22 protein-coding genes are annotated in these 25,804 nt (G+C 56.0%); 6 read left to right on the top strand and 16 right to left on the bottom strand.

The features are described from left to right. Positions 1-43: 43 nt before the first annotated feature. The 10 genes from ACR0CG_RS12905 to ACR0CG_RS12860 form a co-directional block, all read right to left on the bottom strand. Positions 44-421 (bottom strand): SnoaL-like domain-containing protein, encoded by a 378-nt coding sequence (locus ACR0CG_RS12905; protein ID WP_480525362.1) that lies wholly within the window; start codon positions 419-421, stop codon positions 44-46. 367 nt (positions 422-788) lie between these two features. Continuing rightward, on the bottom strand, positions 789-2,063 hold the full coding sequence (locus tag ACR0CG_RS12900; RefSeq protein ID WP_480525360.1) for an amidohydrolase family protein: 1,275 nt from the start codon (positions 2,061-2,063) through the stop codon (positions 789-791). Then, positions 2,063-3,007 (bottom strand): ABC transporter permease, encoded by a 945-nt coding sequence (locus ACR0CG_RS12895; protein ID WP_480525358.1) that lies wholly within the window; start codon positions 3,005-3,007, stop codon positions 2,063-2,065. Before ACR0CG_RS12895 ends, ACR0CG_RS12900 begins: the two co-directional genes overlap by 1 nt. Next, entirely contained in the window at positions 3,007-4,056 is a 1,050-nt protein-coding gene (locus ACR0CG_RS12890) for an ABC transporter permease (protein ID WP_480525356.1), read from the bottom strand. The genes ACR0CG_RS12895 and ACR0CG_RS12890 overlap by 1 nt, the downstream gene beginning before the upstream one ends. Next, on the bottom strand, positions 4,046-5,584 hold the full coding sequence (locus tag ACR0CG_RS12885) for an ABC transporter ATP-binding protein (RefSeq protein ID WP_480525354.1): 1,539 nt from the start codon (positions 5,582-5,584) through the stop codon (positions 4,046-4,048). The genes ACR0CG_RS12890 and ACR0CG_RS12885 overlap by 11 nt, the downstream gene beginning before the upstream one ends. Then, complete coding sequence (locus ACR0CG_RS12880) at positions 5,584-6,606, bottom strand: BMP family protein (RefSeq protein WP_480441254.1); 1,023 nt, start codon at positions 6,604-6,606, stop codon at positions 5,584-5,586. The genes ACR0CG_RS12885 and ACR0CG_RS12880 overlap by 1 nt, the downstream gene beginning before the upstream one ends. Before the next feature lie 201 nt (positions 6,607-6,807). After that, entirely contained in the window at positions 6,808-7,260 is a 453-nt protein-coding gene (locus tag ACR0CG_RS12875) for an N-acetyltransferase family protein (RefSeq protein ID WP_480525351.1), read from the bottom strand. A gap of 53 nt (positions 7,261-7,313) precedes the next feature. After that, positions 7,314-9,380: an oxidoreductase gene (locus ACR0CG_RS12870; RefSeq protein ID WP_480525349.1), complete on the bottom strand. Its 2,067-nt coding sequence runs from the start codon at positions 9,378-9,380 to the stop codon at positions 7,314-7,316. Between the two features lie 75 nt (positions 9,381-9,455). Next, positions 9,456-10,124 carry a TetR family transcriptional regulator C-terminal domain-containing protein gene (locus ACR0CG_RS12865; protein ID WP_480525347.1) on the bottom strand — a complete coding sequence of 223 codons (669 nt, stop codon included), beginning with the start codon at positions 10,122-10,124 and terminating at the stop codon, positions 9,456-9,458. Positions 10,125-10,293: 169 nt separating this feature from the next. Next, entirely contained in the window at positions 10,294-10,623 is a 330-nt protein-coding gene (locus ACR0CG_RS12860) for a DUF6614 family protein (RefSeq protein WP_480525345.1), read from the bottom strand. 80 nt (positions 10,624-10,703) lie between these two features. Here ACR0CG_RS12860 and ACR0CG_RS12855 point away from each other — a divergent pair, with 80 nt between their 5' ends. Continuing rightward, positions 10,704-11,996, top strand: a complete 1,293-nt coding sequence (locus tag ACR0CG_RS12855; protein WP_480525343.1) for an NAD(P)/FAD-dependent oxidoreductase — start codon at positions 10,704-10,706, stop codon at positions 11,994-11,996. A gap of 18 nt (positions 11,997-12,014) precedes the next feature. On the opposite strand, the gene ACR0CG_RS12850 is transcribed toward ACR0CG_RS12855, so the two are convergent. Beyond that, complete coding sequence (locus ACR0CG_RS12850) at positions 12,015-13,316, bottom strand: MATE family efflux transporter (RefSeq protein WP_480525341.1); 1,302 nt, start codon at positions 13,314-13,316, stop codon at positions 12,015-12,017. A 79-nt stretch (positions 13,317-13,395) separates the two neighbouring features. Beyond that, complete coding sequence (locus tag ACR0CG_RS12845) at positions 13,396-14,034, bottom strand: TetR family transcriptional regulator C-terminal domain-containing protein (RefSeq protein WP_480525339.1); 639 nt, start codon at positions 14,032-14,034, stop codon at positions 13,396-13,398. A gap of 129 nt (positions 14,035-14,163) precedes the next feature. On the opposite strand from ACR0CG_RS12845, the gene ACR0CG_RS12840 reads away from it, so the two are divergent. The 4 genes from ACR0CG_RS12840 to ACR0CG_RS12825 are packed head-to-tail and all read left to right on the top strand — an operon-like array spanning position 14,164 to position 19,904. After that, positions 14,164-15,810, top strand: coding sequence for a phytoene desaturase family protein (locus tag ACR0CG_RS12840; RefSeq protein WP_480525337.1), 1,647 nt, complete (start codon positions 14,164-14,166; stop codon positions 15,808-15,810). Beyond that, positions 15,807-17,339 carry a phytoene desaturase family protein gene (locus ACR0CG_RS12835; RefSeq protein ID WP_480525336.1) on the top strand — a complete coding sequence of 511 codons (1,533 nt, stop codon included), beginning with the start codon at positions 15,807-15,809 and terminating at the stop codon, positions 17,337-17,339. The genes ACR0CG_RS12840 and ACR0CG_RS12835 overlap by 4 nt, the downstream gene beginning before the upstream one ends. Next, positions 17,336-18,511: an aminomethyl transferase family protein gene (locus ACR0CG_RS12830; RefSeq protein ID WP_480525334.1), complete on the top strand. Its 1,176-nt coding sequence runs from the start codon at positions 17,336-17,338 to the stop codon at positions 18,509-18,511. Before ACR0CG_RS12835 ends, ACR0CG_RS12830 begins: the two co-directional genes overlap by 4 nt. Before the next feature lie 13 nt (positions 18,512-18,524). Continuing rightward, complete coding sequence (locus ACR0CG_RS12825; RefSeq protein ID WP_480525332.1) at positions 18,525-19,904, top strand: aminotransferase; 1,380 nt, start codon at positions 18,525-18,527, stop codon at positions 19,902-19,904. Positions 19,905-19,937: 33 nt separating this feature from the next. Here ACR0CG_RS12825 and ACR0CG_RS12820 read toward each other — a convergent pair whose 3' ends face one another. Beyond that, a complete protein-coding gene (locus ACR0CG_RS12820; RefSeq protein ID WP_480525330.1) occupies positions 19,938-20,717 on the bottom strand; it encodes a class I SAM-dependent methyltransferase in 780 nt (259 codons plus the stop codon). Positions 20,718-20,904: 187 nt separating this feature from the next. On the opposite strand from ACR0CG_RS12820, the gene ACR0CG_RS12815 reads away from it, so the two are divergent. Further along, complete coding sequence (locus tag ACR0CG_RS12815; RefSeq protein WP_480525328.1) at positions 20,905-23,364, top strand: GcvT family protein; 2,460 nt, start codon at positions 20,905-20,907, stop codon at positions 23,362-23,364. Between the two features lie 24 nt (positions 23,365-23,388). Here ACR0CG_RS12815 and ACR0CG_RS12810 read toward each other — a convergent pair whose 3' ends face one another. The 3 genes from ACR0CG_RS12810 to ACR0CG_RS12800 form a co-directional block, all read right to left on the bottom strand. Further along, positions 23,389-23,952 (bottom strand): TetR/AcrR family transcriptional regulator, encoded by a 564-nt coding sequence (locus ACR0CG_RS12810; RefSeq protein ID WP_480525327.1) that lies wholly within the window; start codon positions 23,950-23,952, stop codon positions 23,389-23,391. Between the two features lie 70 nt (positions 23,953-24,022). Beyond that, positions 24,023-24,865: an ABC transporter permease subunit gene (locus ACR0CG_RS12805; RefSeq protein ID WP_170614538.1), complete on the bottom strand. Its 843-nt coding sequence runs from the start codon at positions 24,863-24,865 to the stop codon at positions 24,023-24,025. Then, positions 24,866-25,774 carry an ABC transporter permease subunit gene (locus ACR0CG_RS12800; protein WP_480441272.1) on the bottom strand — a complete coding sequence of 303 codons (909 nt, stop codon included), beginning with the start codon at positions 25,772-25,774 and terminating at the stop codon, positions 24,866-24,868. It lies immediately after the preceding gene. Positions 25,775-25,804 lie beyond the last annotated feature (30 nt).

Below are 25,804 nucleotides of genomic sequence, written 5' to 3'. Positions count from 1 at the left end.
ACAAACCCAACAAAAGCAGCCACTTAGATGATGGTAGTTCTTCCTACTTCGGCAACATGAAGAACTCTTCCATTACGATCTTGCCTTCTGCCACCGAATAGACGGCGATCTCGCTCAGGGTCATACGTTTTCCTGTGGCCTTCTGGGTTACTTCGGCACTAAATCGCACTGCAAAGCGGTTGGGTGGATGCACATAGGGTCCGTCTACATCGAGTTCGTGGAATTCATGCGCTGCCAGCCAGTCCTCTCTCTTTCCCTTGATGGCGTCCCGACCTTTTGTGATACGAAACTGTCGAACCGGCGGCACAACCGCCTCAATTGACTGGGCGTTTTCGGCGTACATTTCGTCAACACTCACAAGCCCCCTGCGATCACGCATGGCCTGAACAAATGCTCTTCCAATTTGGACTAAGTCTTCCATGGGAACCCCCTTTGTTATCGCCGATTGTATCACTTCTGACCCTTGCCAATATTGACAAAGATCAATGAGGTCAGAGACCCGACTCGCCAGCATTTCCTGCGGTCCGCCTTGGTAAACGGGTCAAGGCACACCCAGCTATTTCATGATTTTCAGCTACGGTTCATCGATCCAGATAGTGGTTTCAAAACGGGATTCACGCAAATGTCGCGTTTCCACTTTTTATTTATTAACAGTAGCTTGTACGCAAAACAGAACGCAGACTAGACCGGGCTATAGTTCGTCCAGCCCAATCGTAAAACCATTGAGTGAGGCTACGAAAGCCCCCGACCCTTCAAAGAAAAATCATGACGAGACCGTCACATAAACCCTAGTGCCGCCTACGCACGCTTTTCGGCCGATCAGGAAGGGCGAGATGGCTATCGTTGCGTTGCTTTCTGGAAACCACATTTCCCTTTGAGATCACCACCAACCGATCAGGTCTCAGGCGGACAGCTTCAATGGGGTCCCCGGCGTCCAGAACCAACAGCGAGGCCATGGCGCCCTCGTAAAGGCCATAGTCTTCAAGTCCGAGGATTGCAGCATTTTCAACCGTAACCATGTCAAAACACCGCCTCATATCTTCTGGAGACGACATCTGAGCGACGTGCAACCCCATGAAAGCAACGTCAAGCATGTCTGCGGTTCCCAGCGAATACCAGGGGTCGCGCACACAATCCTGTCCCCAGCCAACTCGGATACCTTTAGCCTGCATTTCCTTCACCCGGGTCAGCCCGCGCCGTTTCGGGAAAGTGTCGTGCCGACCCTGAAGCATAATGTTGATCAGTGGGTTCGGAATGGCGCTGATTTCGGCCTCGGCGATCAGAGGAAGCAGCTTTGAGACATAGTAGTTGTCCATGGAATGCATTGAGGTCAGGTGAGACCCTGCCACCCGCCCCTGCAATCCCAGTCGCGTCGTTTCATAAGCCAATGTTTCGATATGCCGAGAATTAGGATCGTCGGTTTCGTCACAATGCATGTCGACCGGCAGGTCCCGTTCAGCGGCGATTTCGCACAGGATACGGACCGAGTCAGCACCATCCGCCATGGTCCTCTCAAAATGTGGGATACCGCCGACGACATCGACCCCCATGTCGAGCGCCCGCAATGTATTGGCATGGGCAGTGGGGTCACGCAGCAGACCGTCTTGCGGAAAGGCGACAAGCTGAAGATCCAGGTAAGGCCGAACGACTTCGCGCACATGCAACATCGCCTCGACGCCCTTCAGGCTGTCATCGCAGGTGTCCACATGGCTCCGGATCGCAAGCAGGCCCATAGAGACCGCCCAGTCGCAGTATGAAAGCGCACGGTCGACCATTTCATCGGCCGTAGTCACCTGCTTGAGTTCGCCCCAAAGGCCGATCCCCTCCAGCAGCGTGCCCGATGCGTTTATTCGAGGGATGCCATAGCTAAGCGTTGCATCCAAATGAAAATGGGGGTCGACAAAGGGCGGCGAGACCAGGTCGCCGGTCGCGTCGATGATTGTACCAGCCTCGGCACCGTCCAACTGCCCCATTGCCGTGATACGGTCGCCTGTTATTCCGATATCGGCGACGTTTCCGTCGGGCAGGTTCCCGCCCTTCACAAGAATATCGAAGCTTGCCATCAGCGTTCTCCGCGGTTGTAGGGTATCATCAGCGCCGCTGGCACTTCGGCACGACGCGACATCAGGATCAATGCCAGGATCGACAGGATGTAAGGGATCATCAAGAAGATCTGGTAGGGAACGAGGGCCCCCAGCCCCGTCTGCTGCAGGCGGATTTGCAGGGCATCGAAGGCAGCGAAAAGTAGCGCACCCAACAATGCCTTGCCTGGCCGCCAAGCACCGAAAACCACCAATGCGATACAGATCCAGCCGCGCCCGTTGACCATCTCGAAGAAAAAGCTGTCAAAAGCCGACATGGTGAGGAACGCCCCCCCGACAGCCATCAGACCAGACCCCATGATGACCGCCCCCATTCTAAGCGCGGTAACGGAAAGGCCCTGAGCCTCTACTGCAGACGGGTTTTCTCCGGCTGCCCGCAGGGCCAGCCCCAGCGGCGTCCGGTACAGTACGAAGGCAGTTACGCCAACGATAACAAAGGCCAGATAGGTTAACGGGGTTTGGTTGAACAGCGCCTGCCCCAGAACGGGTATCTTCGACAGTACCGGAACCTCAAATGGTTGAAAGGGTGTTATCCGCGGGGGGCTTGAGACTTCCGGCAGGGCCAGGCGATACGCATAATAGGCGGCTGATGTCGCCAGAAGCGTAATCCCAAGCCCCACGACATGCTGCGACAACCCAAAGGGCACTGTGAGCGTCGCATGCAAAAGCCCGAAAAGCATACCTGCCAGCATCGCAATGAAAACACCGGTCCACAGTCCGGTACCGGCATAGACCGCCATCCAACCGGCAAAGGCGCCGGCCACCATGATTCCTTCGATCCCGAGGTTCAGAACCCCCGCGCGTTCGCAGATCAACTCTCCCATCGTCGCAAAGATCAACGGAGAAGCAATGCGCACAGCAGCTGCCCAAAAACTGGCAGAGAGGAGGATATCGAAGATCTCCATCAGCCCCTCACGATCCTGAACCGCGTCAGCAAGATGGCGAGGACCATGAACAAAAGTGCGGTCGCCAATAGAAGGTCTGCGATATAGGTGGGAACGCTCGCGGCGCGGCTCATACCGTCGGCACCGACGAATACGCCCGCTACGAAAATCGCCGAAAGAACGACGCCAAGAGGGTGAAGTAGCGCAAGCATGGCGACGATAATGCCTGTGTAGCCAAAGCCCGGACTCAGATCCAGCGTAAGGGACCCCTTGAGCCCCGCGACTTCCGAAAACCCCGCCAAAGCCGCGAGTCCGCCCGAAAGAAACGCGGTCTTCAAGAGCACAAGATTTACTGGGATACCCGCGAAACGGGCAGCCGTCGGGTTCTGACCCACAGCCCGGATTTCGTAGCCAAGCGTGGTGCGGGTCTCAATCACCCAGACGACCACGGCACAGATCAGAGCAAGCGCAAAGCCCCAGTGCAGACGAAGTCCTTCGACAATCCGAGGAAGGCGCGCTTCTGCATCCAGCCTGGGCGATTTCGGCCACCCCATCCCCATGGGATCCTTGAGCGGTCCCTCCAGCAGAAGCGAGATGAAAAGAAGCACGATGAAGTTGAGCAGCAGAGTCGTCACCACTTCATCAACGCCGAAACGCGTCTTGAGAATGACCGGGCCCAGCAGCATCAGCGCCCCTCCCAGCATCGAGGCGAGACCGACCAATATCAGTGGTTGCGGCCCCGGCAGGCCCAACGCCGACGTCCCGAAGAGGACTGTAACAAGCGCGCCAATGTAAAGCTGTGCTTCCGCCCCGATGTTCCACAGCTTTGCGCGAAAGGCGACGGCTACCGCCAGACCTGTGAAGATCAAAGGTGTTGCCCGGTTCAGGGTCTCAAGCGCGGCGAACTTCGAACCTGCGGCTCCTTTCAGTATCAGTCCCAACGTGGCGAAAGGATTGGCCCCTGCAAGTAGAACGAGAAAAGATACCACAACGATCGAAAGCCCCAGTGCCACCGCTGGAAATCCCACGGATCGGGCGAGGGACGGTTTGGCAATCGGTTCAAGCCGCACGTTCAAACCCCTCCCCGGCCATCCACCGCCCAAGCTCGGCGGGGGTTATCGTTCCACGGGGGAACTCAGGCGAGAGCCGGCCGTCGGACATCACCCGGATCACATCCGCAAGCCCCATGATTTCGTCCAAGTCTTCCGAGATCAGCAGGATCGACGCGCCCGCATCTCTGGCTGCTATCAGACGCTCCTGAACGTAGGTTACGGCCCCAATATCAAGCCCTCTCACGGGCTGGTTGGCGAGGATGATTTCCGGATCGGATTCAAGAACCCGCCCGAGGATGAGTTTCTGCATATTGCCGCCCGAAAGCAGACGAATTCGCGTATCCGGACCGGGACAACGCACATCGTATCGCGCGATCACCTTCTGCGCGAAGGCTTGTGCCGCGGCCCAGCGCATCCAACCTGCTCGGCTGATCCCCGGGTTCCTGTAGCTTTCAAGGATGGCATTTTCGGTCAACGAGAAATCTGCAATGCTGCCAGTGCTGTGGCGGTCCTCGGGAATGCGCCCGATCCGGGCCGCAAGGGACGCGCGAGGTGACCAAGCAGGCGCCTTTTCCTGACCAAGCCACATCTCTCCGCTCTCTGGCCTGGCCTCGCCCGACAGCAAATCGGCCAGTGCGCCCTGCCCGTTTCCGGACACACCGGCAAGGCCCATTATCTGGCCTGCACGCAGATCCAGATCGATGTTTCGAAGGCCGGTTCGGTGCCCAGGCGGATGCGCAGAGACACCGCGCAAGCTTAGAAGAACGGCACCGGGCTTGGCCTCGGATGGAACGGGTTGGGTAATCTCTTCCCCGACCATAAGCTCAGCAAGGGCATGAGGTGTCGTTTCGTCTGTACGCGTTTCCCCGACCAGCTTGCCATGGCGCAGCACAAGAACCCGGTCCGAGATTGCCATAACCTCGTGCAGCTTATGGGAAATAAAGATGACGGAAAGGCCCTGATCGACGGCGCGGCGCAGCGTCTCGAACAGCGCGTCAGCTTCCTGTGGTGTCAGCACCGCTGTCGGCTCATCCAAAATCAAGATGCGGGCATCGCGATACAGTGCCTTCAGGATTTCCACGCGCTGCCGCTCGCCGACCGACAACTGCCCTGTCTTGGCCGATGGGTCGACGGCCAGCCCGAATTCTTCGGCCAGTTTCATCACGCGTGACTGCGCCTTATGGCGGCCACGGCCCAACGACCAAAGGGAAGAAGTGCCCAGAAGGATATTTTCGAGAACAGTAAGGTTATTGGCAAGCGTGAAATGCTGGTGCACCATGCCGACACCGGCCCGCAGCGCTGCTCCGGTTGCACCGGCAGGCAAGACTTGACCAAACACCTCTACGGTTCCTTCGTCCGCAGTATAGTGCCCGAACAGGATGTTCATAAGCGTTGTCTTGCCAGCGCCGTTCTCACCAAGAAGCGCGATGACCTCGCCCCGGTGAAGCGTCACGTCAACCGAGTCATTGGCCGTTAAATTGCCAAATCGCTTGGTGATGCCATTGAGGCGCAGGACAACCTCCTGCGCCGAACTATCGTTGGACATCAGGAGGACACAGGCTCTGAATCGTCCACTTCCACAACATAAGTACCCGCCCGAATTGCAGCCTCTCGTTCAGCAACAAGCGCCATCGCATCGGCAGGCACCTTGCCTTCGAATGTGCCCAGAGGCGCGAGCGAGCAGCCGCCTTCCTTCATGTAGGAATAAAGCCCGTAATTGGCCGCCGTAAAGCTGCCGTCGGCGACCGCCGCAAGAGCCGCTTGCATCGTAGGCTCAAAATGCCAGAGCGCCGAGGCAACCACCGTATCCGGATAGTCCGCCTGAGTGTCGATGACATTGCCGATTGCCAGAACGCCGCGCTCCTGCGCCGCGTCGGAAACACCGAAGCGTTCGGCATACATAACGTCTGCACCGTTTTCGATCATCGCAAAAGCCGTCTCTTTCGCTTTGGGCGGATCGAACCACGAGCCAATGAACGAAACCTGGAAGGTCGCGTCGGGTTTCATTTCGCGCACGCCAGCCATGAACGCGTGCATGAGCCGATTGACCTCTGGTATCGGGAAACCGCCAACCATTCCGATATTGCCAGACTCGCTCATGGCGCCGGCGATGATACCGGTAAGATAGGCAGCGTCCTGAATATAGTTGTCGAAAACGGCCAGATTGGGATGGGCCGGATCTTCAAGGAAAGACGAACCCAACAGGAACGCGGTATCGGGGTAATCCAGAACCACCTCCCGTGCTTCTGCCTCGACCCCGAAAATCTCGCCCACGATCAGCTTGGCGCCGCCTTCGGCGTATTCCCGCATGACCCGGGTATAGTCGGTATTGGCCGTGTTCTCGGTAAAGGCATAAGTTATCTGGCCCGCATCTTTCGCCGCTTCCGCCGCAATGTGGATGCGGCTGACCCATTGCTGTTCAACTGGAACGGTGTAAATGCCCGCAACGCTCAAAGGCTCTTGCGCAATGAGGCGTTTGGGAAATGTCGCGAGGCTGGCTGCGGCGCTCGCGCCCAAAAGCAGGCTCCGACGATCAATTCCAGAGTAAAGCAGTTCGGCGCGTTTCATGACATATTCCCCCTATCGACCTTGTTGTCAGCCGACAGTAGCAAGAACGCCGTGTAACGCAAAGAAAACGTGCCGAATATTGGGCGAATGATCTCGGCACTGGACTTGCGGTACGCAAATGCGCTGGGTTTGAACACAAATAGAAGCTGTGAAAGACACCCGCCCTCCGCAGATCAAGGCCTTCAGAAAAGGCCCTGCTGACTATCCGTCTTTTTCGTAGACAATGAATGGCGTTCGTTTTGCCACTTTGTCGTATAGCATTCGGCCCTTGTAGTTGAACTCCTGAGTGGTCCAATAAGTTGTTGGAACACCATGCTGCTTTGCGGTTTGAAAAACGGCCTCGATCAGAGCACGGCCGACACCCTTTCCACGGACCTCGGGGTCTGCAAACAGATCCATCAGATAGCAGGTATCCTCGACCGACCACATAAACCTGTGAAACAGGTAATGTGCCAATCCAACCGGTTGTCCGTCCAGTTCAGCAATGAGGCAGTTGTATTCACCTGTATCTGTCGACAACAGCCTGCTGAAAGAAATCTCGTAGACATCTTCCGGGACCGAGGTCTCGTAGAACTCCAGATAGGCAGTCCACAAGCGGCGCCACTCTTCCTTGTCTTTCGCCTCCAGTGGACGGGTAACCAGACCTTTCGGCATGACAGACTTCTCCTGCATTCTAAGATGTTTATCGAGGTGACCGCACCGAGCGATCAAATGAGTTGTTGCCCGACATCGACACGATCGTGTTTTAGCGGGACGTCCACATCCACGTAACTATCCAATTCCTGGGCGTATCTATGCCCGGCATAGACTGCCGCCGCGATAATAGCTGGTGCATCGCAATCGCCAATACGGCGGAGGCTGAATGGCAATTCCGCAGCTTTCGTCAGACTGCTCAGTTCCCGATACAAGCCATCATTTGGTTTCCGGGCTGTCACCATCACAATGTTGGCAACGGGCAAGGTCTTACCTGATCCGCCGTAGAGACAATCCAAATGCGCCATTTCGCCATCGAATTGTCTCAGCGTCTTTGACGGCATGATCTCGATCCCCAGGCGAAGCAAATGCGTTCGGATGCGCCAACGCTCGGACGTTTTTCCAGCCCAATCAGCCACACTGTCGGACGGTGTGACAAACGTTACGGCGTGACCTTGCGCCTTAATTTTTTCGGCAATGACGCTGGCCATGTAGTAGCCATCACTGTCAAAAACGAGAGTAGGCCCGTCGGGAATCTTTCCATCCATGATGTCATCGGGGGTGTATACGCGGTTCAAGGCGGCTCCTTCCGCGACCGGGACGAAACGTTCCTCATCATGGTAATCATTTCGCCAGGTCGCGCCGGTGGCGATTGCAACGTGGTCAGCCTCAACTGCGAAGATGTCGTCAGCCGTCAGCGGGCTTTCCCGGTAGATTTCAACATTGGGCATTTCGATCAATTGCTGCTCGCGATAGTCCCTGACGCGAATGTACTCGCTCATGCCCGGAAGTGCCGCTTCGCGCACAACCCGACCGCCTATTTCACGAGAAGCCTCTGCCAGCAGGACATCATACCCACGCGCCCCAAGCGCCCGCGCGGCTTCAAGCCCGGCAGCCCCTGCCCCGACAATCAGAACGCGTGCATCTGAAGCTTTCTTTCGAATGATTTCGGGATGCCAGTCCTTGCGCCATTCCTCTCCCATTGTCGGGTTTTGCGTGCAACGAATTGGCACGCCAATCGTGTCGCTGGCATAGCAGACATTGCACCCGATGCATTCACGGATCGCAGACAGGCGCCCTTCTTCGATTTTCTTGGGAAGGTAAGGGTCAGCAATCGACGGGCGCGCGGCACCGATAAAATCCGTAATTCCGCGCCTGACCTGCGAGACCATTGTATCGGGTGACGTGAAGCGACCCACAGTCACCACGGGCTTATCCGTCACGGACTTGACCCAATGCATGTAGGGTTCAAGAGCTGCCTCTTTGGTAAAACGGGAAACGCCCATCTCGACCGAGTAATCTGCGATGTTGATATCCCACAAATCCGGAAGATCAGCGAGCATCTCGAACATCTCGCGACGCTCACCATAGATGGGCTGGCCATCCTCACCGATCTCTTCGTCTGCTGAGAAACGGACCCCCACAGCGCACCGGTCCCCAACGGCGTCCTTGGTTTCCTGAATCAGTTCACGGGTCAGGCGCACCCTGTTTTCCAGGCTGCCGCCATATTCGTCGCTGCGCGTGTTCACCCGTGGATGCAGAAAGTTCGAGATAAGGTATCCGTGCGTCGCGTAGACATAGACAATGTCAAAGCCCGCGTCTCGGGCCCGCAAGGCGGCCTTGCGGTGCCACCGGCGCAAATCCCGGATGTCCTGCTTGTCCATCGCGCGGGTTTGATAGGGATGCCCTTTAACGTTGGGCCGGCTGTCGACGTCCATGCTCGGTAATCGGGAAAACAGGTTGTTCGAGTTGGCGCCTCCGTACCATAGCTCAGCACCCGCAAGGCTGCCATATTCGTGCACCGCGTCCGTCATCAAAGCGTGCGCCCGAACATCGCTGTCGTCCCAAAGGGACGCGTAAGGATGCGGCAGGTCGTCAGATGATGGATGGATCGAGTTGTATTCCGTACATATGACCCCCCATCCACCTTGCGCTTTCACCTTGCGCATGGCCGCAAGGGTACGAGGGTATTGCCAGCCCATGCCTGTGCAGTGCGGAACCTGATAGAACCGGTTTGGCGCAGTGACTGGTCCGATTTGTACTGGTTCGAAAAGGATGTCGTAGCGAGAATCCCTACTCATTCGTGTGCCTTTTGTTTGCTGCGCAGTGCGCAGGCCCGTTTTTTCTGTAAAACCGGAAATTTGACCCGCACTGTCTCAACTGCCGCTCTTGAACTCTGGCATTCGAAAATGATCCGGGTAAACCTTGGACAGGAAGGCGGCGATGTGATCCCGGGCTTCGGAACGCCGAAAGTTCTCCGGGTAGGTCAAAAGCTCCAACCAGATTCCGTCGTACAGAGCCTCCAGGATATTGGCGACCTGCCTTGGCGGCATGTCGTCATACCCGCCATCCTCAGCAATTTCCGAACACAGGCGCAGCGCGATGCTGTAACGCTCCAGATCAATGTCATTGATCAGTTTGCGGTAAACTTTGCGCCGCCCCGCCTCTCCGAAAAACGCAAACCAGACGGCCAGTTTCTTCGGCGAGCAAATCCGCGGGTGAAAATGCGCATCGACGATGGCCAACAGCTTTTCAGGCGCCGACAAACCTGCATTGTCAAAAGCGTCCAACCACTGTTCATGGTGTTCCTTCGCAAGAAACAACAGCGTTTCTTCCAGCAAGTTCTGTTTGCTCTTGAAGTGGAAGTTGACGATGCCCAGCGACAAACCGGCTATCTCGGTCACGGTGGACATGGTCGTTCCACCAATTCCGTTTTGTGCGATCGAGTCGATTGTGGCGTTGATCAGCTGTTGGCGCCGCACCTCCTTGGACTCGGTACGCCGGCGCCCTGTCGGATTTGTGTTATCGCTTGGCGTCTGACTCACTCGCACACCTCCCATCTTCTCAAGTACTTCAATCTTGCCCGCACTCACTGCCAAGCCGTGCCGGCGAGAGGCTGATTGACATTCGCAAAGTTTATGCCATTGATTGAATAATCATTCAATGACGAAGATAAATGATGTGAAAACAATACGAATGTTCGCAATCATGGATCTACAGGTCCGACCAAAAGGTGAAAACCGGGTCGTGCACCATAGAAATGACACTGCGATGCAATTCTCCCAGTGGCTCAATGCGATCCTCGATGGCGGACCAAGCCGCGTCGGCCTGCATTTGATCCCTGAACTCGATCACAGCCATAAGCGAATGGTCACGCTGTTCGTCTGTATCGTAACCACTTGTAGGAATGCGTTTACACAATGGGGTCCCGTTCGTTGCCAGACCCGTCGCGACCAAATGTCCGACAAACGCGTTCCAGGCCTGTTCGAACGCGTCGAAGTCGGCGGTCGGTTTCAGTTCGAATTGGTTCAAAAGTCTAGGCATTCTTCACATACTGTCCGGAAAGGCGTCACCAGCCAAACCTATGCAATTACCCCCGCAAGGCAAGCGCGCGAGGCCAATAGATGATCCGCAACGAAAACCCCGTCATTGCAAACAGCCTGTGGTCAGCAACGGCAGCCTATTCAACCGAATACCCGCCACTCACTGGCGAGCGACAATCAGACGTGACAGTGATTGGTGCCGGATTCACTGGCCTTTCGGCAGCGCTTCACCTGGCCGAGGAAGGCATCAAAATTGTTCTGATCGACGCTCAACACCCGGGCTGGGGAGCATCTGGCCGCAACGGTGGGCAGATCAATGTAGGCCTCAAGGACGGGCCGACCGGCATCAAGGCAAGGTTTGGAGATTTCTGGGGAAACAGAATGATCCGAATGGCCGGTGACGCGGCCGATCTTGTTTTCGATTTGATCGCTCGGCACGGTATTATGTGCGATGCAAACCGCCCGGGATGGCTGCGCGCAGCGCATACGACCAAAACACTCAACGAATTGCACAAACTTGCTGAGGATTGGGACAATCACGGCGGCGGCATGGTTCAGCTTGATCAAGGCGGAATGCAGCGTCTGACCGGGACAGAAGCCTATCTGGGTGGAGTTCTGGACCGACGCAGCGGAGTTTTGCACCCACTGAACTATGCACTTGGACTGGCCGAAGCGGCCCGTCGCAATGGCGTGGAAATCTTCGGAGAAACGCCCGCCAACCGGCTCGCGACAGAGGGCAGCCGCTTTCGGGTTGAGACACCTAACGGAGCTGTCTTTTCAGACAAGGTTCTGATTTGCACAAACGCCTATTCTGGTGATCTGCATCCGCGCCTGGCGCAATCCGTCCTGCCCGTTCGGTCAGTTCAGGTGGCGACGGCGCCATTGTCCGACAATATCCGCCAAACAATTCTGCCAGAAGGCAACGCCTTGTCCGACGCAAGACGCCTTCTTTTGTACTTCAGGCAAGATGCAGGCGGCCGGTTCCTGATGGGCGGTCGCGGCACCTACCACGACAATTCCACCCTCAAACAAATTGAGCGACTGAAACGCATTTCTGTTGAACTTTTCCCTCAATTGTCCGGAGTTCAGTGGGAATATGAGTGGGGCGGGTATGTGGCGCTGACAAGGGATCACTATCCCCACCTGCATGAACTCACCCCGGGCGTAATGACAGGTCTGGGTTACAACGGTCGCGGCGTTGCCATCGCCACCGCAATGGGGCGGGTCCTGGCCCGGTGGGCGGCCGGGACCAAAGTCGATGAGCTTGAGTTTCCGGTTACCCCCCTCAAACCTTTACCTTTTTCGTTTGCCCGAGAGACCCTTGTCGAAGCAGAAATCCTGCGCCTGAAACTCCTGGACAAGTTGGGTCTTTGAGACAGAAAGTCACGTCGACTAACGATTTTTGGAGAAGAAGCGATAGGTCAATGCGATCGCGGCCAGTGAGAGGCCTGTGCCGTAGCCAACCCAAACACCGTTGGGTCCGAACCCGAGCCAAAAGCCCAATACGTAACCAAGCGGCAAAGCAACGATCCAATAGGCAAACAAGGTAATGGCAACCGGAACATGATTGTCCATCATGCCCCGAAAAGCGCCCAGCATTGTCCCTTGAACGCCATCTGCGATCTGCATCGCGGCGATCACAAGGAACATCGAAATCGCGAGAGAAACGACATTCGGATCATCTGACAAGCTGTTCGCCAAAGGAATACGGCCAACCAAAATACTCAGGATAACGACTGTCATCCAACTCACAACGACCAGAAGCGACGCTAATACAATTGGCTTCAGCCTGTCCTTATCATCGGCACCGATTGCCTGAGCCACGCGTATTGAGATTGCAATCGAGACGCCCAACGGCACCATGTAAATAACGTCGCTGACCGCAGAAACGATTTGATGTGCGGCAAGCGCGGCGGCGCTGAACCACCCAAGCATCAGGCCTGCAACGGCGTAAGCGGCCCCCTCTCCCAGGTAACCGACGGAGATGACGATCCCTTCTTTGATCTGCGCCTTGAACTCAGACCAGTCAAAACCTGCGGTCCTCAGAAGGTCCCATTTCCGTTTCCTTGCGCCCAAAATCACAAATGCCGCAATCAACGGCACCGTCTGAGACAACAGACTTGCGATCCCTGCCCCAACAAGACCCAGGCCAGGCCAGCCAGCAACACCGTGGATCAACACATAATTCGAAGGAATATTGAAACCGACCGCAAGAAACGCAAGCCCAACGCCAATCCAAGGTTGGTTCATGGCGTCAAACAGGGCTTTCAACGCATAAAAAACAGTGAATGGGACTAGAAGAAGGCTCATCGCGTTCCAGTAGCCGCCAAGCAGGCCTACTACTTCTGGGGGCTGTCCGATCCAGGAAAGAGCCGGTTTCAGGCAGATCATTACGCTCGCACCGACAACCCCGACGAGAAGAGAAACCAAAAGCCCGGCAGTTGTGGCCGAAGCAAGCCCTTCCTCGCTGGACTTGCCGAAGGCTTCCGCCATTCGCACGCCAATTGCGGACACAAAGCCATAAAGCGCAGAATAAAAGATGATCAGCACCGAGGCCGTGATCGACACTGCTGCCAGAGGAAGCGTTCCCAATGGGGCCACCATCACGGTATCCACAACGCCGATCAAAGCAGCGGCGGCAAGGGAAATGACAATTGGCAGGGCAAGTCGCGCAACATCACGCGCTTCCTGCACTATCGCAGCCCTGGGCGGCAGCGGCTGTTGTGAGATCCGCACTCGCGTCATGACATTGGGGCCTCTCAGCCGAAAGTGGCTATGGCGTTTCAGTCAGCAGGCCCGGAACCAAGCGCACGAGGCATCCCCACGCAGCTTGTTCCGCCTGTTCTCGGCTCAGGTTTTCCGGCGCAAGATGCAGGCGCTGCCAATAACCATCCGTCAACGTCTCCATCCATTCCGTCATTTGATCCGGGGAAGCAACATCATCCTCGGCCAGCAATTCTTGCCAGATCGCATACAAAGTTTCGCGCCGCCGCGCTTCAAAGTGTTCCGCAACCTCATCATAGTGCTGCTGGAATCTGAGTTCCCCCCAAAACGCATACCACAAAGGCAGGACGTTCGGACCACATGCATCAGGGTGGAAGTCCGCTTTGATGAGTGCCCTTATCTTTTCCGCTGGCTTATCCCCTGCCTGTTCCAGAGAGGTCGTCCAGTGCTCCTCATAGCGTCGGTACAAGTCGCAAAGCGCTTCGGTCAGAAGGCCTCCCTTTGATTTGAAATAAAAGGCTGCAACGCCCTGAGACAGCTCGGCTTCGGACGCGACCGTCGCAAGTGTCGTTTTCGCCAATCCATGCGCCAGTATGGAACGGCACGCCGCGTCCAGCAGCTGCCGGCGGCGGCGATCTGCGTTTTCCTTCCGCTCTTTGCGGGGGCGTTTCCGCTCTGCGTCGACCAATTGCCGCTCCTCCTACAATTACCGCCATCTACAGTGCGCGAAAAACACGCGTCAATGGTCTAAAATTTATTTGAGCGCTCAAATAAACTTTACGGAATCATGTCCGGTCTGTAAACGGAGAGGAAAGGGATGAAAAATTTGACGACTGAGAACAGATACGACGTGATTGTGGCCGGTGCCGGTCATAACGGATTGACAGCCGCCGCTTATTTGTCCCGTGCGGGCATGCGTGTTTTGGTCGTCGAAAAGAATGACTGGATTGGTGGCGCAGCAGTCAGCCGTTCGCTGCACGAAGGCTGGACTTACTCGAACTGCTCTTATGTCTGCTCTCTTTTGCGGCGCGAAATCGCCAGAGACCTCGAACTCCCGAAATACGGGCTTCAGGTTATCCCCTACGAAGGTGGTGCGAGCTTCACACGCGACGGAGATTACTTCGCCTATTACTCCGATCACAACGCCCTGAAGCGCGAGATGGCGCGCCATTCTGCACGTGATGCAGACGCCTATCGCGGCTATTCACAAGCCATCATGCGGCAATGCCGTTTTATCCGCCCGTTTCTGCTTCGAGACGCACCGGACCCTGCTTCGCTCCGCCCACGTGACATGGGCGAAATGGCGTACCTGGTCAAAAAGGCCCACGGACTGGGAAGTCGCGAACTTGGAGAAACGCTGAAATTCTGGACGATGTCCATTGGCGACTTTCTGGATGAGCATTTCGAGAACGACCTGATCAAGGCGCATTTGGCTGGTTCCGGTATTATCGGCACTGGTCTTGGGGTATATTCGCCCGGAACCGCCTATGTTCTGCTGCACCACTACATGGGCGATATCGATGGCGGCATCGGAGCCTGGGGTTTCGCCCGCGGCGGCATGGGCGCGATTTCGAATGCCATTGCGGCCTCTTTCAAAGATCACGGCGGTACGATCCATACGGGTGCAGGGGTTGAGAGAATCCTGAGCAAAGATGGACGCGTGGAAGGCGTGGCGCTGGAAGACGGCAAGATTTTCCATGCCCCCGTCGTCGCATCCAACATGGATATCAAGCGCACCATTTTACACCACGTTGATGCCGCCGATCTGCCGGATGACTTCACCAAAGCGGTGCGAAATTTCAAAATCCGCGGGTCTTCGGCGAAACTCAACATCGCCCTTGACCGATTTCCAAACTTCCCTGCTGCACCACTGCACACCAGTTTCCTGAGGGGCGATCTGCATGTGTCGCAGAGCCTCTTTGAACTGGAAAAGGCTTATGACGACTGGAAGCTGGGGCGCTGGTCGGAAAAGCCGTACATTGACATGCTGATCCCCAGCCAGATCGACCCAACGATGGCTCCGACAGGTGCGCATATGATGACGGTGTTTGTTCAATATGCCCCGTATGATCTGGACGTCGGCGGCGTCCGGTCGGCTGAAAACTGGGACGACCAACAGCGCAAGGCAATGTCTGAAACTGTACTGGACCAGATGGCTGTGGCTTGCCCTGACATTCGCGAGCGCGTTGTGCACATGGAAGTCCGTTCACCGCTGGAAATCGAACGCGAGGTCGGTCTGACCGAAGGCAACATTTTCCAAGGCGAACTGACCTTTGACCAGCTTTTCTTCAATCGTCCGGTCCCGGGGTGGTCTCAGTACAGCCTGCCAATCAAGGGGCTGTATCTGTGCGGCTCGTCCGCACATCCGGGCGGTGGAGTTATGGGCGCGCCCGGCGCCAACGCGGCCCGCGCAATCCTGAGGAACGAAACACGGCATGGCCGAATGAAGGGGTATGCCGCATGAACCATTTTGATGCAATAGTCGTGGGTGGCGGTGTCAACGGGTTGATTGCCGGAACGCTTCTCGGTCGGCGCGGCAAGAATGTCTGCATCGTTGAAAAATCTGACAGTTTTGGTGGAATGGCGTCCTATTCCGTGGACGGGGGGCCAACACTGGCCCACTCGCTTTACAACCTCAGCCCACGCGCCCTGAGTGACGTCGGTTTGGACCTGCAACACCCTGTTTTGGCCGGGAAACCGACCTCCACGGTCTCATTGGCTGAAGATGGTCGGCACATCGTCTTCAGTGACGAAGGCGTCTGCTGGAGTGACGGGACGGCGCACCCGGACTCCAAAGCCTGGTCTGATCTGACGCAACAGTTGATTACGTATGGGGGCTTGCTACGCCAACTCGCCGAAGCCCCACCACCCGGCGGTCACAAAGCTGTGCTTTCGCGGGGCGGAATGGCTGAGGTTCTGCGCCTGGCAAAACTGGGCATCGGACTGAAAAGGCTGGGTAAATCGGAAATGCGACGCTTCCTGCAGGTCGTTCTGTCCAATGTCTATGACATTGTCCTTGATGACTTGCCGGACGGACCGGTGGCTGGGATGCTTGCAGCTGATGCAATCTGGGGGGCAGCCGCCGGTCCAAGATCTCCGGGAACCGTGTTCAACCTGATCTACCGGATGGGTCACGGGGGCACCATCACCCAACCTGCGGGCGGAGTGTCTGCGCTGACAGATTTAATCGTTGAAGCAGCGCAAAAGGCGGGGTGCGTCCTGATGCCGGGAACCGAGGTTTCCCGCGTTCTCGTGGACAAGGATGCCGTCTCTGGCGTCATAACCACTGATGGGCAAACTTTGACCGCAACTCTCGTGCTGAGCAACCTCGCACCTAAACCAACAAGCCGTATGACCGGGCCATCTGTTTTTGACATCGAAACGATGCGGCGCATTCGGAATATCCGGGCACGAGGAACAGCAGCCAAGGTCAACCTAAAATTAAAGGACAACATGCCGCTGCCCGGCTTGCCTGATGGGTTGGAAAATAGCCGTCTGATCTATGCCCCCTCTGCAGAGTACGTGGAAGCTGCGTTCAATCCAGCAAAATATCGACAAATGTCCAAGGCCCCGGTGATCGAAGCCTTCAAGATGCAGACAGCCGATGGGTCAATCTGGTTGTCGACCATAGTGCAATACGCGCCATCCGACCTAGAAGGCGGCTGGACTGAAGCCGCGAAAGATCAACTTGCGCAAATCACCGTAGATACACTGGGCCGCGCCCTGCCCGGCCTGAAGGATCACATCGCAGGCAGACAAGTCATAACACCGGATCAAATCGAAAGCGCAACCGGAGCGCCCGGGGGCCACTGGCACCACGCGGAAATGTCCCTGGACCAGCTTCTGACACTTCGCCCCGCAAACGGAATGTGCCGCTATTCCATGGGTCCCAAGGGGCTGTACCTGTGCGGCGCTGGAACCCACCCCGGAGGCGATGTCATGGGCCTCGCCGGTCGCAATGCGGCCCTGGCGGCGCTGGAGGAACAGCCATGAGCATCTTCACCGACCCGAAACTTGGCTTAATCCCCGCTGCCTTTCACAAGAAGCTCGAAGAGCAGAATCGCGCACAAAACTGGTATGATTGGGTGGGTTACGCTGCCCCCGGAGTTCTGGACAGTGTCGAGTTCGAGTATTTCGCGCTGCGCAATCAGGCCTCTGTGTTCGATATCTCACCGATGCACAAATACAGGCTGACAGGTCCTGACACGACCGCAATGCTCAATCGCCTGGTCACGCGTGACGTCAGCAAGATCGCAGCGGGCCGCGTTGGATACGCAATCTGGTGCGATGAAGAGGGCATGGTCATCGATGACGGGACTCTTTTCCATCTCGGCGACAACGATTGGCGCTTATGCTGTCAGGAACCGATGCTGACGTGGTTGCTGGACGCGGGATGGGGTTTCGATGTTGCGGTTCGGGATGAAACTCGCAGCGTTGCCGGCCTTTCGTTGCAAGGTCCGACATCCTATGCGGTGTTGGAGGCTGCGGGATTAGATGTTGGCGCGCTTAAACCATTCGATCTGGTCCAGATCGAACCTGACCTCATGATTTCACGGACGGGCTTTACCGGTGACCTCGGCTATGAGCTTTGGTGCGACTGGAACAAGGCCGAAGATCTTTGGGACAGAATTTGGAAAGGTGGCTTGCATCAGGGACTGCGCGCCATTGGGTACGAAGCTGTCAATATCGCACGCATCGAGGCGGGATTTCTGACCGCAGGGGTGGACTTTCAGCCCGTTCATGCGACCGAGCGGTTGCACCGGGGCCAAACGCCATTCGAACTCGGCCTAGGACGGCTGGTCGACTTCGAGAAAGACCACTTCAATGGTCGCCGTGCGTTGCTGTCGAAACGCGATGCTCCCAGAAGCCTCCTCATACGTTTCGATGTCGAAGGCTTCAAACCCTCGGAAGGGTCATTGATCTACAACCGACGCAAAAAAGAAGTTGGGCACGTGACCTCCGGAATTTGGTCCCCCACCGCCAAACGTAACATCGCACTGGCACATGTTCGTATGCCGGATGCAAGCCGCTCATCCAGTTTGATGGCGGAAATCTACACACTGCAGGAAGGCAAATGGGATACCAGAATGGCGCGTCTCACGCCCGTCACCAAAGCCTTTTTCGCACCGCCGCGCGCACGTGTGACGCCGCCCGCCCGCACCTGAAGGAGAAGAAGACGTGAACACACTTGGCAACACTCCAACCGATGGCGATCTTGTCACCTGGGATCGCGACCATCACCTACACCCCTGGGCAGGGACCGAAGGCTTTGGGTCCGATGAGTACATGCGGGTCAACACAGCGGATGGTATCTACCTTTGGGATGCTGCCGGAAAGCGCTATATCGATGGCCCGGGCGGTATGTGGTGCACACAGATCGGTTACGGCCGCCGGGAGATGGCCGACGCCATTTCGCAGCAGGTCATGACGATGCCCTACGCGTCGCCCTGGTCATTTACGACCGAACCCGCGGCCGTTTTGGCCCGTATGATTGCCGAGCGCACTCCGGGCGATCTGAATACCGTGCACTTCACAACCGGCGGCTCCACGGCTGTCGATACCGCGCTTAGAACCGCACTTTTCATGAACAAACGGCTTGGCCGACCAGAAAAGAAAATCGTGATCGGCCGGGAGAAAGGCTATCACGGATCGACTTTTCTGGCTGCAACGGTCACCGGGAAAGAACGCTTCGAAACAAGCTTTGAAAAGGCGCAGGATTTGGTGCGTTTCCTACCCGACGTGAACCCTTACCACCGGCCCGAGGGAATGAGTATCGATGCCTGGTGCGACGCCAAGGTCGCGGACCTTGAAAACCTGATTGCCGAGGTCGGTGCTGACCGTATTGCCGCCTTTATCGCCGAACCGATCCTCTGTTCTGGCGGCGTGATTGTCCCGCCTCCGGGCTACCACAAGCGCACACTCGAAATATGCCGTGCAAACGACATTCTGTACATCTCGGATGAGGTCGTAACCGGCTTTGGCAGGCTGGGACATTGGTTCGCATCAGAAGACGTTTTTGGCATCGTTCCAGACATAATAACCTGCGCAAAAGGCCTGACCTCCGGGTATCTGCCACTTGGCGCTTGCATCATCTCGGACGCAGTAATGCAACGCATCTCTGACGCTCCGGGCGGCGATGTCTTCTACAATGGCTATACCTATTCAGGGCACCCGGTGAGCTGTGTTGCAGCAATCAAAAACATCGAGATCATGGAGCGGGAGGATATTCTTGGGCACGTTCAACGCGTAACACCGCAATTTCAAGAACGCCTGCGCCAGATCAAGGAAAAGTTCCCGATCGTCGGAGACGTGCGCGGCGAGGGCCTTCTGGGATGTATCGAATGCCGCCCCGGGCTGAAGGTCGAAAGCTATGAAGCACACGTCAAGTTTGGGCAGAAACTGGACGACGCCTGCGAAGAGTTGGGTTTGCTATTGCGACCATTTGGAAACATGGCCGTGTTCTCTCCTCCTCTGATCATCACCCCTTCCCAGATAGACGAAATGTTCGACATCATGGAGGCCGGAATGGCGCGGGTCAGCAAGGACTACGGAGAATAGCGGCGACGTAGCCACGACTTGGCTCCAGCCAGATCATGTTGGCTTTCGGCCTCGGATGTGATGCGGGCAGTGCTCTCCGGATTTCAGCACAGGCTGCATCGCGTCCCAGATCTCGATTTGGTGTTCGATAAACTCGGCACCATGCCGGGCTTCCCAGCCAGCGCGGTTCGGCCCGGTCAAATCCGCAAGTTCCCCAGCAGAAACTTCCGCATACCAGGGATTGCGGTTGACTAATTCCACGCCTTCGAAGCCGGCCGCCTCCATCGCGGCGCGATACTTGGAAGGTGACGCCATTTGAAACTCCAAGGCCTCCATCTTCACATAATGCGCCATCTCAGGTGACATGCCCCCGTCATGATTGGTCAGCCAGTCAGAAGCGGCAAACCGCCCACCCGGTTTCAGCACCCGAAAGGCCTCGCCAGCCATCGCGGCTTTGTCGGGAATGTGGATGATCGAGTCTTTTGAGAAAACGACATCAAAAGTACCATCTTCGAAAGGCATTGGGCCGGGAGTGACCTGAAGGATTTCTACTCTTTCTTCCAACCCGGCCCGCTTCACTCGCTCTCTCGCCGCCGCGCAGACGGGAGCCTCCACATCAATGCCTGTCACTTTCCCCGCACCGAAATTCTGCGCCATCAGCACTGCAATTGCCCCTGAACCACATCCAATATCAAGGATATGCTTGCCTTTGAGATCGATCCCCTCAACAACCCGAGTGACTTCCTCGGGGCCTCCTGGCGATAGGAACCCCTCCCCCCAAAGCTCTTCCAGGAAGTTGATCACCTGACGGTCGTAAAGGATATCCTCTGACATAAGCTTCCCCGCATCTGATTGACAGTTCACCGCCACAGTGAAGCCTGATCGCGCTGCCCTGACAAGCCTTTTTCCAGATAGGAAGGCGATGCTCAAAATCAACTATTGAATGATCATTCAGTCAGTAGACATTGAACGCCATGACTGATATGCGAGAAACTGAACGCCCAGAAAGGACATTCTCGCCATGGCTGACACCCTGCCGACGCACGCCCGGACCGTCATCATCGGGGGAGGTTCCATTGGCGCGAATACGGCCTATCACCTGACCAAGCTTGGCCATACCGATGTTGTGGTTCTTGAGCAGGGGCAACTGACATCCGGAACGACTTGGCACGCCGCGGGCCTTATCGTGGCCGGCCTGCTCAAGTCGGAAGCGGAATGTGCAATTTACACGCATGGACGCGATCTATACGCCAACCTTGAGAAAGAAACCGGTATTTCCACTGGTTTTCGGGACGTTGGATATCTGCAGATTGCGACCAACAAAGAACGCCTGCATGAAATGCGCCGTGTCGCAGCCTTCATGCGCCGTTTTGGGATAAACAATCACGAAGTCTCAGTAAAGGAAGCGCAGGATTTGTTCCCTATTGGCGACCTATCAGACGTCGTTGGGGCGTTCCTGATACCCGAGGACGGGCGCGCCAACCCGGTGGACGTGACAATGTCGCTGGCAAAGGGGGCCAGAAGCAGAGGCGCCCGTTTCTTCGAAGGTGTTCGGGTCGACGAGATTTTGGTCAAGAACGGCACCGCGACTGGAGTCCGCGCCGCGAACGGTCACGCCATCACGGCTGAAAACATTGCGATATGCGGTGGCATGTGGTCCCGCCAGTTAGGGGCCAAGCACGGCGTCAACCTGCCCCTTCAAGCGGCTGAGCACTACTACCTGATTACCGAGCGCATCCCGGGCTTGCCCCGCGATCTGCCCGTTCTCGAAGACCCTTCCACGTACACTTATTACCGCGAAGAAGTTGGGGGGATGATGTTGGGTCTTTTTGAACCAGGCGCTGCGGCGTGGAAGCTGGGTGGTATCCCCGACGAATGGCAATTCGGAGAGATCGAGCCAGACTGGGAACGTGTTGGCCCCGACCTTGAAAAAGCCTATTCGCGCGTGCCTGACACGATGAATTATGGCGTCAAGAAACTGTTCTGCGGACCGGAGAGCTTTACACCCGATCTTGCACCGCTTGTTGGCCCGACACCGGAACTTCGCAACCTCTGGGCTGCATGCGGGATGAACTCTTTGGGCATCCTCAATGGCGCCGGTACGGGTATGGTTCTGGCCCATTGGATTGTGGATGGCTTGCCCCCAATCGATGTCACGGGCATCAACGTCAATCGCTTTTCGCGTGAAATGGCCACACCGGCGTTCCGGCGCGACAGAACGCCGGAGCTGCTGGGCAAGCTCTTTGGCCAGCATTACCACAATGAGAATTACAAGACGGCCAGAAACGTAAAGCGTTCTGTGCTGTATGACCGCCTGAAGGATGCTGGGGCGTTTTTCGGCGAAGGAAATGGTTGGGAACAACCTGATTGGTTTGCCCCGACACCGGAACAGGCCAAGGTCGAAGAATACAGTTGGTATCGCCAAAACTGGTTTGAATGGCACGCCGAAGAACACAAGGCAGCGCGCGAGGATGTCATCGTCATGGACATGACATCAATGGCGTGTTTCAGCGTCGAAGGTCTAGATGCATGCGCCCTTCTCTCGCGCCTTTCCTGCAATGAGGTTGATGTTGAACCCGGCCGCGTGGTCTACACTGCCTGGGTGAATGAACAAGGTGGGTTCGAGGCAGACCTTACGGTTACTCGACTGTCCGAGCGGAAGTACTGGGTTATTGTCGGCGAAAACTCCGCGGGTCACACCGAAATGCGCATGCGGCGGCACATTCTGGACGAAGAGAATGTGGTCATCACAGACATCACTGCTGCGCGCTGCCAAATCAACGTTCACGGCCCAAAGTCACGCGATCTTCTGAGCAGAATATCCGGCGCTGATTTGTCGGACGAAGGTTTCCCATTCATGATGGCCCGAGAGATTGACGTCGGGTATGCCGTTGTTCTGGCCTATCGCGTGACCTTTATCGGGGAACTGGGCTGGGAGCTTCATGTACCTGCCACTCAGGCCGTTCAGACATACGATCTGATAATGGAAACGGGTCGTGACTTGGGGGTTCGAAACGCGGGCATGCAAACCCTAAACTCCCTGCGACTCGAAAAGGCCTATCGTGATTTCGGAATCGATGTGGACAACACGGACAACCCCATTGAGGCCGGGCTTGGTTTTGCCATCAAACTGGACAAACCCGAAGGCTTCATCGGCAGGGAAGCGCTGGCTGCGATAAAAGCAAAAGGCACACCCAAAAACCGAATGCTGCAGTTTCTGCTGAAGGACGCTGAGCCCCTGATGTATGGTAACGAGATGATTTATCTGAACGGCAAGGAAGTCGGGTACATTCAGGTTGGCGGGTATGGGCACACGCTTGGCGCGGCTGTCGGGATTGGTTTCGCCGAGACTGAAGAACCGCTGACGGCAGACATCGTCGCAAAGGGACACTGGCAGATCGAAATTGCCGGCGAGAAATTCGACGCCACTGCTTCGCTAAAGCCGCTCTACGACCCCGGGATGAAGAAGATAAAGTGCTGAAGCACAATTACACGGTATTGCGGCTTAAACCGGAAAGTGTTTTGGAAAGAACCGTGACAGCGAAAGCAGGCAAACATCCCTGAACTCTCGCCGGTCAGCCACCTTGGGATACAACATCAGGCTGAGCCAGGCGCCGTCAGACATTGCCTCAACAGCTCGGGCTGTTTTTTCGGCCTCAAGATCGTCGTAATCGCCGTCGGCGATCAACTCTCCACATAGATGCAGAATTCGATCGTATCTCTCGTTGTCAAATTTATTGTGAATCTTCAGGTAATTAGGACGGTACTTTGCTTGCCCCCAGAACGCAAACCAAACCGCTAGGCGCTTGTGCGTGCAGATGCTTTTGTCAAAATCCGCGCGGATAATAGCCGCGAGCCGATGCGCGGCCGTAGGTTCCGCGTCGTCATAATACCTTAGCCAGTTTTCGTAGTGCTCTTGTGCCAGAAAACCCAGCGCGGCGTCATACAATGCTTCCTTGCTGTCGAAATGGTAATTCACAACCCCATGGGACAGATTGGCAGCTTCGGTCACGTGTTTCAGCGTTGTGTCAGAAAACCCGCGCCTCGAAATCGAGTCTATGGCCGCCATTATCAACTGCAGGCGGCGAACTTCCGGAGGTTCGGTGCGTCGTTTTTTCTGAAGCTCGTGCGACTCCAATTTATCCTTCCTCTCGTTCAGCCATTTGTCTGTCCAGCAGATCCGCCCTTTGTTGCCGGAACATAACGATAGCTGCGATAGCGACGCAAATAGCGATCACGAGGATCATTATAGTCGCAAGCGCATTGATATCCGGCCTGAGGCCCAGTCGAATGCGCGAAAAGATCAGGATTGGCAAGGTATTTGCCCCCGGACCTGTAACAAAACTGGCTATGACCAGGTCATCGAGAGACAAAGTAAACGCCAGCAGCCAACCTGAAATAAGGGCCGGTGTCAGCTGAGGAATGGTGATTGCAGTCAAGACTTTAAAAGGCTTGGCACCGAGATCGGCGGCAGCTTCTTCCAGAGTTTGCCCCACGCCGGTCAATCGTGCCTGAATTGTCACAGCGACATAGGCCATCGAAAAAGTAATATGCGCGATCGTAATCGTCGCGAACCCGCGCTCGGCGGGCCATCCGATTAGCTGGTTCAGTGAAATAAAGAAAACCAGCAAGGACAATCCGGTTATCACCTCGGGCATCACCAAGGGCGCGACCAACATGCCACCAAACAAAGTCCGGCCTTTGAACCGGCCAAATCGCACCATCGCAAGACCTGCAAGCGTACCAAGCGCTGTTGCAAAGGTTGCATTTACAACGGCGATCTGAAGGCTAAGGGAAACCGCGCTCCAGACTTCTGCAGATTGAAATAGCTCCTTGTACCATCGTAAGGACCATCCCCCCCAGACCGGAACCAGCTTGGAGTAGTTGAACGAATAAATGATCAGCAAAATCATCGGGATATAGAAAAATGCCAAACCCAGTGTCAGCATGATTGTCAGGAAGCGGGAGCGTTTGCTGTACATCTATTGCTCCTCCGACGCTTTGCCCTGGTAGTGCTGGAACACCATGATGGGCAGCACCAGAATAACCAGCAGAACAATTGCAACCGCGGCAGCAACCGGCCAATCACTGTTTCTGGAGAACTCGTTATAGAGAACCCGGCCAATCATTTGTACGTTTCCACCCCCTAAAAGATCGGGAATAACGTACTCCCCGGTCGCAGGAATGAAGACCAGCAATGAGCCCGCGATGATGCCGGGCATCGTCAAAGGCAACGTGATTTTGAAGAACGTGTTCGTTGGCCGGGATCCAAGGTCCGCTGCAGCTTCATTCAGGCTGTCATCCAGCTTTTCCATGTTCGCGTAGAGCGGCAGGATCATGAAGGGCATGTAGGTGTAGACGATGCCAATATAGACAGCGAATTCCGTGTACAGCATCCGGATCGGTTCGTCGATTATACCAATTGCGATCAACAGGTTATTGATTGTACCTTGATCTGCAAGCAATCCCATCCACGCGTAGACGCGCAGCAGGAAGGACGTCCAGAACGGCAGGATTATTGCGAAAAGCAATAGCGGCTTGGCGACTGGGCCTGATCGCACGATTGCATAGGCAATGGGGTAGCCAAAAAACAGGCACAAGAAGGTCGAAGTTACCGAAATCTTGAGCGAGTTGACGTAGGTGTCAAAATAAAGGCTGTCTTCCCAGATGTAGATAAAATTGTCGAACACCAGACGGATCGTCATGATCCCGCTGTCCGACCACTCGATCAAACTGGTGAATGGAGGGCTTGCAATGGCAAGTTCAGCCAAGCTGATTTTGGCGACAATAAAGAACGGTGCCAGGAAGAAAACCAGAAGCCAGAAGAACGGTATGACGGTAACGATCTGTCGCCACTTGCTTTGCAAGCGCCGCATAAATAGGCCAAGCATCGGCTGTCGTTCAACCTGTAACGGTTCGGG

Source organism: Ruegeria sp. AB8 (assembly GCF_056542605.1).
The sequence above is the reverse complement of the archived record's forward strand: the minus strand, read 5'-3'. Positions and strand labels throughout refer to the sequence as shown.